The sequence below is a fragment of the Leptolyngbya sp. CCNP1308 genome, from assembly GCF_034932455.1.
In the GTDB taxonomy this organism is placed as follows: domain Bacteria; phylum Cyanobacteriota; class Cyanobacteriia; order Phormidesmidales; family Phormidesmidaceae; genus Nodosilinea.
The window spans coordinates 344,571-360,778 of the sequence record NZ_JAYGIH010000074.1; the positions used below are offsets into that span (position 1 = coordinate 344,571).

Sequence of the window (16,208 nt, forward strand, 5' to 3'; positions counted from 1 at the left end):
GGCCGACTTGCGATCGCCCAACATAATGAAAAAGACGAGGCTGGGTTTTTACCAGCGGGTAATTAGACAGCGAAACGATGCCAACTCCCCCAGAATCGACCGATTACTACGCAGTCTTAAAGGTAAATCGACAGGCGAGCCTGCTGACCATCAAACAGTCCTATCGAAAACTCGCGCGTCAGCTTCATCCCGACCTCAACCCCAACGACGTGGCAGCGGCAGAGCAATTTAAAGCCCTAAACGAAGCTTACGAAGTGCTCTCAGACCCGGCGAAACGCCGCCAGTACGATCGCTATGGTGCCCAATGGAAAAAGGCCGAGAAAGGGTATGCGTCCACTAGCCACCCCAGCAACAGACAAAATGATGACTTTGATGAAATGGAATTTGGCCGCTTTGGCCGCTTCGAAGACTTGCTCGGGGATCTCCTAGACCGCTATAGCTAGAGTTTTGGTTACTTTTTAGCAGCTAGCTAAGTAGCGAGTGGCTGATTGACGGACAAAAGTTCTCATGTAGGTTGGCGTTGAGTGAAGCGAAACCCAACACCAGTAATGGTCTTGTTGGGTTACGCTAAAGCTAACCCAACCTACGGCAGGACAAGGGTTTCAGGAGTTTTGTCAGTCGGCCAGAGCGAGTAGTCTGTCAATCCTAAATAGGATCTACGAGAACCCTAATTTTTAGTCTTGAGGCAGCACTAGGCGTGATCAAGCGTTAGAGGATGTTTGAAAAGTCCTATTTCTTGTAGCAAAAGTGGAGATCCCCCCTGCCCTCCTTAAAAAGGGGGACTTTTACCCCCCTTTTTAAGGAGGGCAGGGGGGATCGGCAGGTGACTAAAACTACAGGAAATCACTTTTCAAACGCCCTCTTACACCTAGTCGATACTACCCCTGTTAATAGTCTTCACCAACCGACCGGAATACCATAAACGTAGGTTGCTCAGAGCTACCAATAAACGCCCGCCCGCCCAAACCCCGATAGTCCACAGTCCAATATTTTGAAATGACCGATCGCAAAAAACGCAGACCAAAAAACTCTGGTCTGCGTTTGAGCTAATGTGCTTTATCAGCGGTTAGGCCGCCTGGGGCGATTGCAGCAAATTCTGAATCGAGGTCTTCTCTAGCAGACCCGCCAGAGAGCCATCGTTACCAATCACCGCCAGCGCCTGAATCTTCCGGGTCTCCAGGGTTTTAATCACTTCCATCAGCGGCTGCTCGACACCCACCGTCACAATGTCACCAGCCGATTCCATAATGGCGGCGACGGTGGTCTCGGCCCACTGCTCGCGGGGCACCTGCTTGAGGGCATCGACGAGTACCGTACCCACCAGCAGACCTGTTTCGTCGGCCACCAAAAACTTGCGCCAGGCCGAAGGAGCGGCCAGCAGAGCATTGTCGGCAAACTCCCGCAGCGAGGTATTGGCTTCCACAACCGGGCTGTCTTTAGCCAGAGCGTCTTGGGCCGTTAGGCCGGCCAAGCGGCCCTGCACCGTACCAAACTGAGCGGTGCGGTTGGCGTTTTGCAGCAGAAAGATGCCAATCAGCAGCGTCCAAATGCTGCCCACGGGGCTAATGCCCAAAATAGAGCCAATACCCAGGGCGATCGCCGTCCAGCCCAGCCCTTGACCCACGCGGCTGGCAAACACCAGACCTTTGTGGGGCTGACCCGTGATCTTCCACACCAGCGACTTCAGCACATTGCCGCCATCCAGGGGCAGACCGGGGATGAGGTTAAAGGCACCCAGCGCCAGGTTGATGTAAGCCAACAGCGACACAATGCCTGCGATCGGGCCAGAGAGGGGCAAGATTAGTCCGGCAACAGAGAACAGGCCAAATAGAGCAAAGCTGACTAGGGGGCCTGCGATCGCCACCTGAAATGCCCCTTTCGGCGTCTCAGACTCTTTCTCTAGGGCCGCCAAACCGCCGAACAAAAACAGCGTAATCGAGTTAACGCCAATGCCCTGATTCATCGCCGCAGCGCTGTGTCCCAGCTCGTGGGCCAGCACCGAGGCAAACAGCATCAGCGCTGCGGCCAACCCTAAGACCCAGGGCAGTGATCCGCCCAAGGCCGGAAACGCCGCCGCTAAGCCGCTGCCGTACTGCCACGTCACCAGGGCCAGCACCAAGAACCAAGACACGTTCACATAAAAGGGAATACCAAACAGATTCCCTACCCGTAAGTTGCCATTCATAGGGCACCTCATATTAAAACCTGAGGATAGGAAAGTGAATCTTGAGACGCATTTCCTATCCAGTGGACTCATTGTAACGAACTGTTAACGAAGCTCTAATCTGCCGGAGTGGGGAGAACCGAAGTATTGAGGGCGGGTTGGCGCAGGAGAGGTGAGGAGGGTGAGGGAGGTGAGGAGGCCACACTAAGGCAAAAAGCAAAAATCTAAGGATTTCCCCATCCCCCATCTCCTTAATTCCCTATCCTCGGCTCATAGGCCAAGATCTCCCGACCGATCGCTGCATAGTCCTGCCAGCCCAGCTCGGCCTTGGGGTCTTTTACGTCGTAGACTGCCGTACCGGCCAGGGCCGCTTTTTGAAAAACAGCATAGCGGCGAATGCCCCCCTCCAGCAGCGGTAGCCCGGTGGTAGTGAGCATAGCTCTGACCTCGGCCCCAGCCCGACTGGGGTAGGGCGGAATCATCGTCAGCAAAATGCGGTAGGGGGCAATGGGCAGCCCAGCCAGGTGCTGCACCATCAGCGCCAGGGCATCGAGGGCCAGAATATCAGGGGTGGTGGGCAAGATCAGCAGGTCGCAGGAGGCGGCCAGCAGAGCCAGATCGTCGGCAATAGGGCGGGCCTGGGTATCGATCACCACGTGGCCGTGGGGGGTGGGGAGTTCCCTCGCCTGCCACTGGTCAACCACTACAAAGGGCAGCTCTCCCCGGCTGGCCCAGGCCAGAGCCGACTGGTTGGGGTCGGCGTCGATCAGCAGGGTTTCGGCGTAGCCCTGCAAAAAAGCCGCCAGATGAATGGCGGTGGTGGTCTTGCCCACGCCTCCTTTAAAGCTGGCTACGGTCACAATCATAGGCTGGGGGTTGGGCCGGCGCGGGGCTTCGGCCTGGCTGTTTTAAAACCAGAGACTGGCACCATTCTCCAGGGTTGCCCTGGCTGCCAGCAAGGGAGAGATGCCCGTGCCGTAAGGGTAGCGCTAGTCAGCACTCTTGCAGCGTTACCGAGAGGCCACCAGCACCACCCCACCCATAATCAAACCCAGCCCCACCAGCCGCCCAAAGGAGAGATCCTCTTTAAAGACAACTACGCCAATAATGACCGAGGCAAAATAAATTAGCGAAGCCGATGGAGCCGCCACGCTGAGGTTAACCCGCGTCAGCAGCAGAATGTAGGTAATCGCCCCGACCCCGTAGGCGGCCAGACCCGCCAGCAGAGCGGGCGTTGTGGCAATGCTCAAAATATGGCTGAGGGCATTGGCACCAGTGACTTTGCCCAACTGCAAGGCCCCCAGCTTAAGAAGAAGCTGGCCACAGGAGCTAGCAATGACCGAAATCAACAGTAGACCAAATTCCTGGGGGGTCACGGCATGTCCTCGGGACAGATCAGGGCTACAGATTTAACTACATCAGCCAGAGGCGTATGGTAGCGAACTTAGGGGCCAAAGGAAACTCACCCGCCCGCGAAGCTGGTTTCCTCAAGCTACGATAGAAGTCACTGCATAGCCCCCTGAATTATGACTGGTAAGACCCTCCTGGTTGGGCTACGCGCCGACCAGTTTCGCCACCCCCTCGATCTCGAAGCCACCCGCGCTCTGAAGCAACTGCCGGGGCTGGATGTGATGGTGCGCATGGCCCTGGCTCCCCTGGCGGAGCGGTTTTTTCATCTCGATCATCTGGCGTCGAGTTTGCAGGTGAGCGATCGCCAGCTGCCCGACTTGTACCAGTCCCTAGTTGAAGCCTGCCGCATTCTCGACCTAGAGGTGCCCCAGCTCTACGTGCGCCAAAACCCGGTGCCCAACGCCTACACCTTTGCCATGCGGGGCGAGCAGCCTTTTATTGTCATTCACACGGCGCTGATCGAACTGCTGACGCCCGAAGAGACCCAGGCGGTGATCGCCCACGAGCTGGGCCACCTCAAGTGTGAGCACAGCGTTTACCTGACCCTGGCAAACCTGATCACGATGGCTGCCAGCCAGCTGCCCCTGGGCGAGGTGATGGCCCAGAGTCTTCAAAATCAGCTGATGGAGTGGGTGCGCTGTGCCGAGTTTACCTGCGATCGCGCCGCCCTGCTGGTTGCCCAAGACCCTCGCATTGTCGCCTCTTTGCTGATGAAGCTCTGCGGTGGTTCGCCCTCCCTGGTCAATCAGCTCAATGTCGATGCCTTTATCGACCAGGCCCGCGCCTACGACAGCCTCAGCGACGACGCCATCGGCGATGCCCTCAAGCAGGTGCGTACCCAGGGGCTCACCCACCCGGTGCCCGTGCTGCGCGCCCGCGAAATCGATCGCTGGGCCACCACCAATGATTACTACCAGCTAGTTAAACGCCCCGCAGTTGAGTATAATGAGAGCGCATCCAAGGGCGGATGGCGGAATTGGTAGACGCACCACACTCAAAATGTGGCGACTTCGGTTGTGCGAGTTCGAGTCTCGCTCCGCCCATTGAGTTGAAAAGCTGAATTTTGACAGCCTATCCACGCGAACCGACGATCGGCATCGTACCGGGTTGCTTCGTGGCGCTGTTGTGGCGAGCCTCTCTTTTCTAGAGAGTTGCTGCAACTAGCGTTGTTAGGTCGAGCTGAATTTTGGTGTCCACTAAAACCTCTGCTAGGTCAGGGTCGTTTACGGCTTGGCGCTCCCCAGTGATCCAAACCATTTGGGGCGTGAACTGGTAAAGCCGCCGGGGCGATGGAGGCAGATAGGCTGCGGCGCGGCGCTGGGGGCCTGGCCTAGAGCGCTGGTCGAGCAGCGAAATCACCCGGCTTACATTCTCTGGCCCCAGCTCGGTTGCGGTGCCCGTGAGGTAGAGCCCCTGGCCTTTGCCCACCTCAGGTTGGGTGCTGTAGATGGCGATCGCGCCCCTTCCCTGATTAGCGGCCAAGTTTTGCGAATGCTGGCAGGCGATCGCAGAGGCCCAGTAGAGCGTCCAGCTTGGGTCGTAGGCGAAGAATAGCGGGGAGGCCCAGGGCAGGCCATCGGCAGAACAGGTCGAGAGAGTGCAGTAGATAGTGCCCGCGAGCAGGTGCTGGGCCTTCTCAATGACCTCTGGATTCTGGCTGTCAACGGTGTTTACCCAGTCGTTGGCAGCGGTGGCGATCGTCATGGTTTAGGGTTTAAAGCGCAGCTTTGTTCACCCTAGATCATCCCACCCATGCCCGACGATATTGGCCCTTTTCTGTTGGGAATTGCTTTATTGGTGCTGTACCTGGGTTGGTCAGCGGCCACAGAAATGGGCACGCGCTGGCCCTGGCGGAAGTAATTGAACCCGATGAAGGTTGCCGAGCGCCCCAAGTCAGCCTAGGGATATGGGGTATGGACGTAACAGTGTGCATCAAAAAATAGGTCGTTGTAGCGACCATAACAGATTCAACCGGGGAGATGTCGTGGACTTAGGGCTAAGCCAATTGGCCCTGTGGGGACAGCCTGGCCAGTTATGTACCTACTTGTTAAGGAGTTCTACTGTGACCCAACCCACTCAAAATCTGCCCCAGGCGCCCCCCAGCGCTGGCCCAACGAATAAAGTGGCGGAATTTTTCAACTTTGAGGCTCTGCGCACCAACTTTCGCACCGAGGTGCTGGCGGGGTTCACCTCGTTTGTGACAATGGCTTATATCTTGATTGTGAACCCGGCCATTTTGTCGAATGCCATCTTTCTCAACGAATCGGGAGATTTGTTTGGGGAACTGGTAGTTGCCACAGGGGTTTCTGCGGCCCTGGCGACGCTGGTGATGGCGCTCTATGCCAAACTGCCCTTTTTGCTGGCCCCTGGCATGGGCATTAACGCCTACTTTGCCTTTACGGTGGTGCTGGGCCTAGGCATCGACTGGCGGGTGGCCCTGGCCGCCGTGTTCATTGAGGGAATTATCTTCATCCTCATGACCATTACCAACGTGCGCAGTCAGATTGTGGAAGCGATTCCCGAGGCGGTGAAGCACGCAACTACGGCGGGGATTGGACTATTTATTGCCTACATCGCCCTCAAGGGGGCGGGCATTATTGCCCCGTCGGAGGCGACTTTTACGACGTTGGGCAACCTGCGATCGCCCCAAACGGCCATGGCGCTATTGGGCCTGGCGATTACGGCAGGGCTGTTTGCCCGCCGGGTGACCGGGGCGCTGCTGTGGGGAATTTTGGGCACCTCTGTGCTGGCCTGGCTGTTGGGTGTTTCCCCCTGGCCCACGGGGTTGATGGCCGTACCCGCCGCGCCTACCGACCTATTTGGTCAGGCATTTGTGGGGCTGGGCGAGCTATTTCGCATCAACTTCTGGGAGATGGTGAGCATCATCTTCGTGTTCTTGTTTGTAGATTTGTTTGACACCATTGGCACCCTAACCGGCTTGGGCAGCAAGGCAGGCTACATCGACAGCGAGGGTAAGTTCCCCGGAGTCGAAAAGGCGTTTATGGCCGATGCCGTGGGCACCACGGCTGGGGCTGTGCTGGGCACCTCTACGGTGACCACCTACATTGAGTCGGCTTCGGGGATTGCCGAAGGGGGCCGCAGTGGTTTTACGGCCCTAGTGGCGGCGGCGTTGTTTTTGGTTTCGATCTTGTTTATTCCTCTGTTGCAGGGCATTCCCGTCTTTGCAACGGCCCCCGCGCTGATCATTGTGGGGGTGCTGATGATGTCGGCGGCAAAGAGTATCGATTGGGATGAACCCGCCGATGCGATCGCCGCTTTTCTCACCATCATCATGATGCCCCTGGCCTTCTCCATCGCTGAAGGTCTGGCCATGGGGCTGATTGCTTACCCACTGGTCAAAGCGTTCCAGGGCAAAATGTCGCAGACCAGCATCGGCATGTGGATTTTGGCCGCTATCTTCTTGCTGCGCTATATCTTCGTCGCAGGCGGCTAGGGACAGATCCCAAGAGGGCGTTTGACAAGCGATTTGCCGCAGCGTTATTCCCCTGCTGATCCCCCCTGCCCCCCTTAAAAAGGGGGGTAATGGAGCAAGGTCTTGAAAACCCCCTTTTTAAGGGGGCAGCGCAGCGGGGGATCTTGATTCTGCGGCGTGGTAGCGCCCCCCCTGCCCCGCTTTAAAAAGGGGGGTAAAGTTCCTTACTTCAGCGCGTCGAAGGTGTCGCCTAGGGCGGCGGTCAGGGTTTGGCGGGTTTGGGCGTGGGCCGCTTGCTCGGCCTGCAATTTTTGGGTAAGGTCTTGGCACTGCTGCACCAACCCATCGAGGCGCTGCTGAAGCTCCTGGAGAGAGTTAACGGTGGACAGGTCTTTCTCTAGCACGGCACCGGGGTCGGCGTCGAGGCGGCGCTGAAGCGCGTCGATCTGAGCCTGAAACTCGGCCGCCTCTTCACGCCGCTGCCGGGCTTCGGTTTCATAGAGACGTCGCCAGTTGGCGGCGCTGTTGTAGGCCTGGTCGCGCTCTTTTTGGGTGTCGGCCAGCTGCCGCTGGAGGGTGCGCACCTCCGTAATCCACTGGGTCAGGTCTTGGGACATGGCGGTTACCAGAACAACGGCCAGAACGGGGACAGCCCTGGGGCTAGTACAGCAGCCGGGTGAGAATGCCCGGCGCTGGCAGCACAATCATAACCAACAGTGTCAAGGCCACCAGCCCTAGCAGGTCTCGGCGGTCGTCTAGCTCGCTGACATCGTTGAGGGCGGGCTGGTCTGCCGCCGGAATAAAGAACAGCAGAATTGCCCAAATCATCAGCTCGGGGTGCACCAGGGCGAGGCCAAACACCAGCAGCCGGGCCACCTGGCCCACAATGCCGCCAATCCGCTGGCCGTACATGGCGTGGACGATATGGCCACCGTCGAGCTGGCCCACGGGCATGAGGTTGAGGGCGGTGACTACTAAGCCTAGGCAGCCCGCGATCGCGATCGGGTGCAGGTGAATCGCCTGGTCAGCCGCCACCGCTGACCCCAGCACCAGCTTCGAGAGCAGGGTCAGCATCAGGGAAGCCTTGGGATCTAGGGCTTCAAAATTCAGCAGGCTAGCGCCGGTTTCGGGAATGGGCACGATGGTGGACTGGCTCAGCCCCCACAGCAGCAGCGGCACCGCCACCACCAGCCCCGCCAGCGGCCCGGCAATACCCACGTCAAACAGAGCGCGGCGGTTGGGCACCGGCGACTTCATCTGAATGAAAGCGCCGAGGGTGCCCAAGAAAAACGGCACCGGAATGAAGTAGGGCAGCGTGACCCGCATCTTGTAGCGGCGGGCCGCCAGGTAGTGTCCCATCTCGTGGCAACCGAGAATCACCAGCAGGCCCAGGGCGTAGGGCAGGCCCTGCAAAATCAGCGTGGGCGTGGCCTGGAGCTGTTCTTCGGTGACGCCCGCCAGGTAGGTGCCCACGGCGGTGGTGGTAAACAGGGTGACCAGCAGCAGACCCAGGGCTAGCCCTGGGCGGGTGAGGGTTTGGGTGGTGCGATCGCCCTTCTCCACCTGAGGGTTGGGCACCAGGGCAAACACCGGCTTGCCCTGAAGACCTTCTTGAAAGAGCACTAGGAAGCGATCGCCGAAGTGGCGGCGAATATTCTCCTTTACCGTGTCGTAGGCCACCGTGGGCGTAGAGCGCAGCTGCCCCCGGCAGATCATCGCCTGGGGGCGGTACTCAATGTTTTGCAGGTAATACACCGACCAGGGAAAACAGCCCTGAAGCATTGCTTCTTCGTCTTTGTCGATGGGGCGCAGGGCGGGTTTGGGGGCAGGGGTTGGCGAGGGGTTGGCCTCACCCGTCTCGGTCTCAGATTTGGCGGGCTGGGGCACAATGCGCCCTTTTTGAATCAGCGCCCAGTAAAGAATCGGGCAGGCAATAAACAGACCCAGCAGCAGGGCCGTGGGGGCAGGCTCTTCGTTGCCGTTAACCATCACCCAGGCGGTCAGAATAAACGCTGGCAACATCATCACCAGCCACAGCAGCCCCACGGGGGTACGGGTGATGCGGCTAACGCTGCGCTGAAGCAGCACATAGGTCAGCAGACCAAGAACTATAAGCCAGAAAAACACCATCGAATAGCCAGTGGAGTGCAACGATCGAAGCCAGAATCACCGTTTTTAGGCGGCTGATTCAACAAAATTAGCCCAGGCGGCAGGGGCGGGATTCAGTTAGTATAGGCGTTTCAACGGTTTTTCTCACCCCTATACCCGTCTCTATGACAGCAGCGTCAGCGCCGGTTTCCTCCCCCAGCCCCAAGGCTCCGCGAACGGTGTTTGACACCGTCTACGCCTTCGCCCCCAACCGCGACACCCAGGGAGCTACCGCTTACTTCATTGTAAACAACACAGCTGAGGGGCTGCCCGCCAATCTACTCATCGATGCCCCGGCCTGGGATGAGGAAAATCGCGCCTGGCTGACGGCCCAGGGCGGTGTGCAACGGCTGTTCATTACCCACCGGGGCGGGCTGGGCCGGGCCGCAGCAATCCAAAAAGCCCTGGGATGCGAAGTGGTGATTCAGGAACAGGAGGCCTATCTGCTGCCCGATACCCCCACCACCGCGTTTCACCACCGGTTTGACTTTGGCCCCGAGCTAGAGGCTTTTTGGACTCCGGGCCACTCGCCGGGGTCGGCCTGCCTCTACTACCGGGCCTACGGCGGCGTGCTGTTTACGGGGCGGCACTTGCTGCCCAACCGGGTGGGAGACCCAGAACCGCTGCGCCTATCTAAAACCTTCCACTGGCCCCGGCAGCTCCAGCAGGTGGGGGCGCTAAAAACCCGCTTTTCTGCCGAGACGCTGGCCCATATCTGTCCGGGGGCGAGCACGGGCTTTTTGCGGGGGCAGCGCACCATCGATCGCGCCTACGAACGGCTTCAGGCGATCGACATTGAGACCTATCGAGGGGTGCAGCCGCTGCTTTGAGGTCAATGCATCGAGCAGCACATTTAGCTAGGATTCAGGGTCAGTTTTTGCAGCCCTAGCATCCCTTGGCGGCCATTCTGTGGCACTCTGGGAAGTGGATGTGCGATCGCCCAAGACCGGCCCAAATCGTCGCTACACCCTGTATTTTAAGCACCGGCAACCATTGAGCCAAGGCTATGCAAACGCTTCCCAACCCCGTTTCCCAGGCTTCTGTTCCCTCTGCCTTTGACCCCTTCGACACCACCATTCACCGCCGCAAAACTCGCCCGGTGCCCGTGGGCAGTATCACTATCGGCGGCGGCCACCCGGTGGTGGTGCAGTCAATGATCAACGAAGACACCCTGGATATTAAAGGCGCTGCCGCCGCCATTCGCCGCCTGCACGAGATCGGCTGCGAAATCGTGCGCGTCACCGTGCCCAGCATGGCCCACGCCAAAGCCCTGGCCGACATTCGTCAGATTTTAGAAGACACCTACCAGCCCGTGCCCCTGGTGGCCGATGTGCACCACAACGGCATGAAGATCGCCCTAGAGGTGGCCAAGCATGTGGACAAGGTGCGCATCAACCCCGGCCTCTACGTGTTTGAAAAGCCCCAGGCGGGCCGCACCGACTATTCTCAAACCGAGTTTGAAGACATCGGCACCAAAATTCGCGAAACCCTAGAGCCCCTGGTGGTTTCGCTGCGGGATCAAGGCAAGGCCATGCGCATCGGCGTCAACCATGGGTCGCTGGCCGAGCGCATGCTGTTTACCTACGGCGACACCCCCGAGGGCATGGTGGAGAGCGCCTTAGAGTTTATCCGCATCTGCGAATCCCTCGACTTCCGCAACCTGGTGATTTCGCTGAAGGCCTCGCGGGTGCCGGTGATGGTCGCCGCCTATCGGCTGATGTGCCACCGCATGGACGAGCTGGGCATGGACTACCCCCTGCACCTGGGGGTGACCGAAGCCGGGGATGGGGAGTATGGGCGGATTAAATCTACCGCTGGCATTGGCACCCTGCTTGCCCAGGGCATTGGCGATACCATTCGCGTGTCGCTGACCGAAGCGCCGGAGAAAGAAATTCCCGTCTGCTACAGCATTTTGCAGGCCTTGGGGCTGCGCAAAACCATGGTGGAATACGTCGCCTGTCCCTCCTGCGGTCGCACGCTGTTCAACCTCGAAGACGTGCTCCACGAAGTGCGCGAGGCCACCAAGCACCTAACCGGATTAGATATTGCGGTGATGGGCTGCATCGTCAACGGGCCGGGCGAAATGGCCGATGCCGACTACGGCTACGTGGGCAAAACCCCCGGCTACATTTCGCTGTACCGAGGTCGCGACGAGATCAAGAAGGTGCCCGAAGATCAGGGCGTGGCGGAGCTGATCAACCTGATCAAGGCCGACGGGCGCTGGGTTGAGCCCTAAAAACAGCAGAGCGCAGAAGGGGTAAGTCATCAACGGTCAACGTCCATCCACCACTCCCACCGAGGGAAAGGTTCTTAAACGGACGAGTGTAAGAACCTTTCCCTTCTAGGATGGCTTCACTCTCCTCAGACAAGGTCTTGCGGCAGTGGTTCATGGTCTGGCAACACTCCCACAGGGGCGATTCAAGTCCCTAATTTCCCTTGATTAGGGCAATTACGCCCCATCAAACCCAGCTTAATGCTTCCCCTTGCTCTGGCATAATCAAAACCTCTAACGGTGGAATTATCACCAACGGCGACCGATCGCCTACTCGGCATCGGTCATCCTATGCAGCAGGCTAATCGTCGCCCGACCCATTCAGGGAACAAATTACCCAATGGCTAGCTATGTCAGTTAGAGATTATAAACAGTGACTTGTTGGTTCAGCTTGCAGCCCCTAATTATGCGGCACTTTATTTGAAAGCTGCTTTAGAGGAAACGTTGCTAGACGGCGATGTAGCAGCGTTTATGTTGGCGCTTAGGGGTGTTTTTGGAAGCAAGACAAGGCACCGAGACCAATCTAAATGAGGCAGATGATTTGAAGCAAGCGCTGGATTTAGATAGGTAAGCAGCCCAAACTCTAAGTACGCTGATGTCGGTGCTCAGCGCAGTTGGTTTAACGCTTGAATTTAAGGCGGCTTAGCTGTGGGTTGAAAATCTGGTGGCCATAACTTGACTAGCCTTAATTGAAAAGGGAGACAAAATTAACCCTAAAGTAGCCCGTATTTAATCTTGCTTCAAAGCTTTTGTGAGAGCATTTTCCCTGGAAATTAGGGTTAAAAACTGTCTGCCGAGTTACTAGCTGGGCAGAGATTTTTGATGACTGTTTGAACGGATTAAACCGAGCTACTTAGGAGAGCCCAACAGCTATGGCTTTAGATACAACCCAGGGTGCAGAGCTAACTGGCTTTGCCGCGCTGCCTGCCGACACCTTTGCCGCTGGCCCCGCCGCTGGTGCTGACGATGGCAATGGCGCACCCGTGACCGGCAATGGCCGCACTGGGCCTTTTGAGGGCCAGCCGGTGCAAGGCTTTAGCGGAGTGCAGTTTGCCCCTGGTGGGGATGGGTCTACCTTTTGGTTTTTGTCTGACAATGGCTTTGGCGCTAAGTCTAACAGCGCCGACTACCTGCTGCGTCTGTATCAGGTTGACCCCAGCTTTGTTGGTTCTGAGGCGGGAGATGCCAGCGTTGAGGTGCAGGGCTTTGTGCAGCTCAGCGACCCTAACGGCCTGATTCCCTTCGATATTGTGAATGGGGAGGCGACAGAGCGTTTCCTCACTGGCGCTGACTTTGATGTGGAATCGTTTGTCATCGACGGCAACGGTGAAATCTGGATTGGCGAAGAGTTTGGCCCCTACCTGCTGCACTTTGACGCCAGCGGCGTGCTGCTAGATGTGCCTATTGCCACTCCCAACCTCAACTCCCTGAACACTCTTAACGGCGAAGATCCGCTGGTGATCGGCCACCGGGGCGCGAGCGGTGAACTGCCGGAGCACACGCTGGAGGCCTACAGTCTGGCGATCGCCCATGGGGCCGACTTCATCGAGCCTGACCTGGTAGCCACTAAAGACGGCGTGTTGATCGCTCGCCACGAACCAATTTTGGGAGGCACCACCGATGTTGCTAGCCGCCCTGAGTTTGCCGATCGCAAGCGCACGGGCGTAATTGATGGCGTCACCTACGAAAACGAATTTTTCGCCTCCGACTTTACCCTGGCGGAAATTAAGACCCTGCGCGCCATCATGCCCCAGGACTACCGCACGGATGCGTTTGATGGCGTATTCCAGATCCCGACCTTTGAAGAGGTGATTAACCTGGTCAAGCAGGCCGAGTTAGATACTGGCAAGAAAATCGGCATTTATCCTGAGACCAAGCACCCCACCTACCACGACGACTTGGGTCTGTCGTTGGAAGAGCTCCTGCTGGCAACGCTAGAAGCAACGGGCTTCACCGACCCCAGCCGTGTCTTCATTCAGTCCTTTGAAGTATCTAACCTAAAGGAACTGGACACCAAGACCGACATTCCTCTGGTGCAGCTGCTCGATGCCTACGATGTGGCGCTGGATGGGTCGCTGATTTACCAGGATGCCAACGCTCGCCCCTACGACTTTGCAGTCAATGGCGACACCCGCACCTACGGCGATTTGCAAACAGCTGAAGGACTGGCCGAGATTGCTACCTACGCCGATGGCATTGGCCCCTGGAAGCGAATGATTGTGTCCGTCGAAGGCGTTGATGCTGACGGCGATGGCAACGCTGACGATGTGAACGGCGATGGCGCAGTCAACGATGCCGATAAAACGACCACAGCTCCCTCTACTCTGATTCCTGACGCCCATGATGCGGGGCTATTCGTCCACGCCTATACCTTCCGCAACGAAGGTCGGTTTTTGGCCTCTGACTACCAGGGCAACCCCAATAAGGAATTTGAGCAGTTCATCAACCTAGGGGTTGATGGCTATTTCACCGACTTTCCCGGTACGGGCGACCTGGTGCGTGACCAGATTACCAGTGACTTCGTCCGCTCTCCCCAAAACCCTGACGTGCTGGCCACTACAGAGTTTGACACGCTGACGGGCGATGCGCCGATTGTGATTGGCCACCGGGGTGCGTCGGGTGAGCGACCCGAGCACACGCTGGAAGCTTATAAGCTGGCGATCGCCCAGGGTGCAGACTTCATCGAGCCTGACCTGGTTGTGACCAAAGACGGCGTGCTGATCGCTCGCCACGAGCCGCTGCTGGCCGTCGTTGCTCTCAACCCCGACGGCACGATTCAGCGCGACGCCGACGGCAATCCTGTCATCAACAACACCGATACCAGCACCGATGTCTATCTGCGATCTGAGTTCGCCGATCGCCTCACTGTAAAGGAGCTAGATGGGCGCTTAGTCGGAGGCTGGTATGCCGAAGACTTTACCCTGACAGAGGTCAAGCAGCTCAACGCCATTGAGCGGATTCCGGCCATCCGGGGTACCGAGTTCAACAACGATGGCCTGAAGGTGCCTACCTTGGCAGAGGTAATCAACCTGGTGCAAGAGGTCGAGGCTGAAACCGGTCGCAAGATCGGCATCTATCCCGAAACCAAGCACCCCACCTTCTTTGAGCAGCAGGGCTTCAACACCAGTGAAATTTTAGTGGAAACCCTGGTGGCAGAAGGCTTTACTGACCCCAGCCGAGTCTACATCCAGTCCTTTGAGGTGAGCAACCTGAAGACGCTGAACGACACCATCATGCCTGCCGCTGGCATCGACATTCCCCTGGTGCAGCTGTTTGGTGGCTCGGGTCAACCCTACGACTTTGTGGTCGCTGGCGATGCCCGCACCTACACCGACCTATCTACCCCCGCTGGCTTGGCAGAAATTGCTGAGTATGCCGCTGGCATTGGCCCTAACAAACAGCGCATTGTGCCCCTAAGCACGGTGGATGCTGATGGTAACGGTCAGCCCGATGACCTAAATGGCGATGGGGCAATTAGTGACGGCGATCGCGTCACCGGCACCCCAACCACCCTGATTCAAGACGCCCACGATGCCGGATTACTGGTTCACCTCTATACCCTGCGCGACGAGAGCTTCTTTCTCCCCGACAGCTACGAGGGCGACCCCATCAATGAATACAAGCAATTCATTGATCTAGGGGTAGACGGCTTCTTTACCGACTTCCCCGGCACCGGCTTCACCGCCCGCAGCACCTTCATTGAGGAGCCTGCGGTGGCTAATCTGAGCGGTTCCCGTGGGTTTGAGGGCATGGCCTTTAGCCCCGATCGCGCCACCCTCTACCCCATGCTTGAAGGCACCGTCGTCGGTGACCCCGCTGGCTCGCTGCGCATCTACGAATTTGATGTAGCCAGCAGTTCGTTTGAAGGGTTGGCAGGACTGTATCAGCTAGAATCGACGACCCATGCGATCGGCGACTTTACCCCCATCAACGCCAACGAGTTTCTCGTAATTGAGCGCGATAACAACCAGGGCGATGCAGCCGAGTTCAAGAAGATCTTCAAAGTTGACCTGTCTCAGCTCAATAGCGAAGGCTTTGTCGAGAAGGAAGAGCTGGTCGATTTGTTGAACATCAGCGACCCCAACGATCTCAACGGCGACGGCAGTACCACCTTTGACTTCCCCTTCCAAACCATTGAGGATGTCTTGGTGCTCGATGCTGACACCATTTTGGTGGCCAACGATAACAACTACCCCTTCTCCGTTGGTCGGGGGCCAGATATCGACAACAACGAAATCATCGAAATTCAGCTTGACCAGCCTTTGAATCTCGATGCTCGTTTAGGTGTCGCCGGATTGGCTGGAGACGTTATCACGGAGCTGGTTGACCTGACCGGCTTCGATGGCGATGTTGCCGTGAATGTTACCCTGAGCCGCGAAGCAACCTACGACAACATCCTGAAATTCTATGAGACCGATGCTCGGGGTGCTGTGGATGGGCTGCTACCCGGTGAAGCCGGTTATGAGGCAGCGGTTGCGGCCAACCTGCTCGATGCAGCCGGATTAACCCTCGACAACCTCAGCGTTGTCAATCAATCCATTCTGTTAGCGGGTGGCACCTACTACGCGCCAGCGCTGTTGATTCAAGGCCGCCCTGAAAACCTGGCTACGATCGCCGATGCGGCCCTGGGGCAGTCTCGCATTCAGCGCAGTGGAGACGTTTGGAGCTTCGAAGATCTAAACGACTTCGACTTCAACGACCTCGTCGTCACCCTCAACTCGGCTGAGGCCGTTGTCTAAGCGGCCCTAAGCCAAGCTACACCCCATTTCACTCCATTGGCT

Annotated in this window: 12 protein-coding genes and 1 tRNA gene; 7 read left to right on the forward strand and 6 right to left on the reverse strand. The window is 57.8% G+C overall.

The window, feature by feature from the left end; translation table 11 throughout:
* Positions 1-77: 77 nt before the first annotated feature.
* Positions 78-443: a DnaJ domain-containing protein gene (locus VB780_RS20155; protein WP_323352967.1), complete on the forward strand. Its 366-nt coding sequence runs from the start codon at positions 78-80 to the stop codon at positions 441-443.
* A 623-nt stretch (positions 444-1,066) separates the two neighbouring features.
* Here the strand turns inward: VB780_RS20155 and VB780_RS20160 are convergent.
* The 3 genes from VB780_RS20160 to VB780_RS20170 form a co-directional block, all read right to left on the reverse strand.
* Positions 1,067-2,185, reverse strand: coding sequence for a site-2 protease family protein (locus tag VB780_RS20160; protein ID WP_323352968.1), 1,119 nt, complete (start codon positions 2,183-2,185; stop codon positions 1,067-1,069).
* A 230-nt stretch (positions 2,186-2,415) separates the two neighbouring features.
* Entirely contained in the window at positions 2,416-3,030 is a 615-nt protein-coding gene (locus VB780_RS20165; RefSeq protein WP_323352969.1) for a ParA family protein, read from the reverse strand.
* 144 nt (positions 3,031-3,174) lie between these two features.
* Positions 3,175-3,540, reverse strand: a complete 366-nt coding sequence (locus VB780_RS20170) for an EamA-like transporter family protein (RefSeq protein ID WP_323352970.1) — start codon at positions 3,538-3,540, stop codon at positions 3,175-3,177.
* A gap of 150 nt (positions 3,541-3,690) precedes the next feature.
* Between VB780_RS20170 and VB780_RS20175 the strand changes: the two genes are divergently transcribed.
* Both VB780_RS20175 and VB780_RS20180 read left to right on the forward strand, forming a co-directional pair.
* Positions 3,691-4,557, forward strand: coding sequence for a M48 family metallopeptidase (locus VB780_RS20175; RefSeq protein WP_323352971.1), 867 nt, complete (start codon positions 3,691-3,693; stop codon positions 4,555-4,557).
* A tRNA-Leu gene (locus VB780_RS20180) sits at positions 4,536-4,617 on the forward strand. The genes VB780_RS20175 and VB780_RS20180 overlap by 22 nt, the downstream gene beginning before the upstream one ends.
* 100 nt (positions 4,618-4,717) lie before the next feature.
* Here VB780_RS20180 and VB780_RS20185 read toward each other — a convergent pair.
* Complete coding sequence (locus tag VB780_RS20185) at positions 4,718-5,278, reverse strand: pyridoxamine 5'-phosphate oxidase family protein (RefSeq protein WP_323352972.1); 561 nt, start codon at positions 5,276-5,278, stop codon at positions 4,718-4,720.
* Positions 5,279-5,636: 358 nt separating this feature from the next.
* Here VB780_RS20185 and VB780_RS20190 point away from each other — a divergent pair, with 358 nt between their 5' ends.
* Positions 5,637-7,028 carry an NCS2 family permease gene (locus tag VB780_RS20190; RefSeq protein ID WP_323352973.1) on the forward strand — a complete coding sequence of 464 codons (1,392 nt, stop codon included), beginning with the start codon at positions 5,637-5,639 and terminating at the stop codon, positions 7,026-7,028.
* Between the two features lie 203 nt (positions 7,029-7,231).
* Here VB780_RS20190 and VB780_RS20195 read toward each other — a convergent pair whose 3' ends face one another.
* The gene (locus VB780_RS20195; protein WP_323352974.1) at positions 7,232-7,624 is read right to left on the reverse strand and encodes a hypothetical protein; all 393 of its coding nucleotides are present in this window, start codon (positions 7,622-7,624) and stop codon (positions 7,232-7,234) included.
* A 43-nt stretch (positions 7,625-7,667) separates the two neighbouring features.
* On the reverse strand, positions 7,668-9,137 hold the full coding sequence (locus tag VB780_RS20200) for a site-2 protease family protein (RefSeq protein ID WP_323352975.1): 1,470 nt from the start codon (positions 9,135-9,137) through the stop codon (positions 7,668-7,670).
* A 143-nt stretch (positions 9,138-9,280) separates the two neighbouring features.
* Between VB780_RS20200 and VB780_RS20205 the strand changes: the two genes are divergently transcribed.
* From VB780_RS20205 to VB780_RS20215, 3 genes are all read left to right on the forward strand, one after another.
* Complete coding sequence (locus tag VB780_RS20205) at positions 9,281-9,985, forward strand: MBL fold metallo-hydrolase (RefSeq protein WP_323352976.1); 705 nt, start codon at positions 9,281-9,283, stop codon at positions 9,983-9,985.
* 176 nt (positions 9,986-10,161) lie between these two features.
* Entirely contained in the window at positions 10,162-11,391 is a 1,230-nt protein-coding gene (gene ispG / locus VB780_RS20210) for a (E)-4-hydroxy-3-methylbut-2-enyl-diphosphate synthase (RefSeq protein ID WP_323352977.1), read from the forward strand.
* A 908-nt stretch (positions 11,392-12,299) separates the two neighbouring features.
* The gene (locus VB780_RS20215; RefSeq protein ID WP_323352978.1) at positions 12,300-16,166 is read left to right on the forward strand and encodes a glycerophosphodiester phosphodiesterase family protein; all 3,867 of its coding nucleotides are present in this window, start codon (positions 12,300-12,302) and stop codon (positions 16,164-16,166) included.
* The last annotated feature ends 42 nt before the right edge of the window (positions 16,167-16,208 follow it).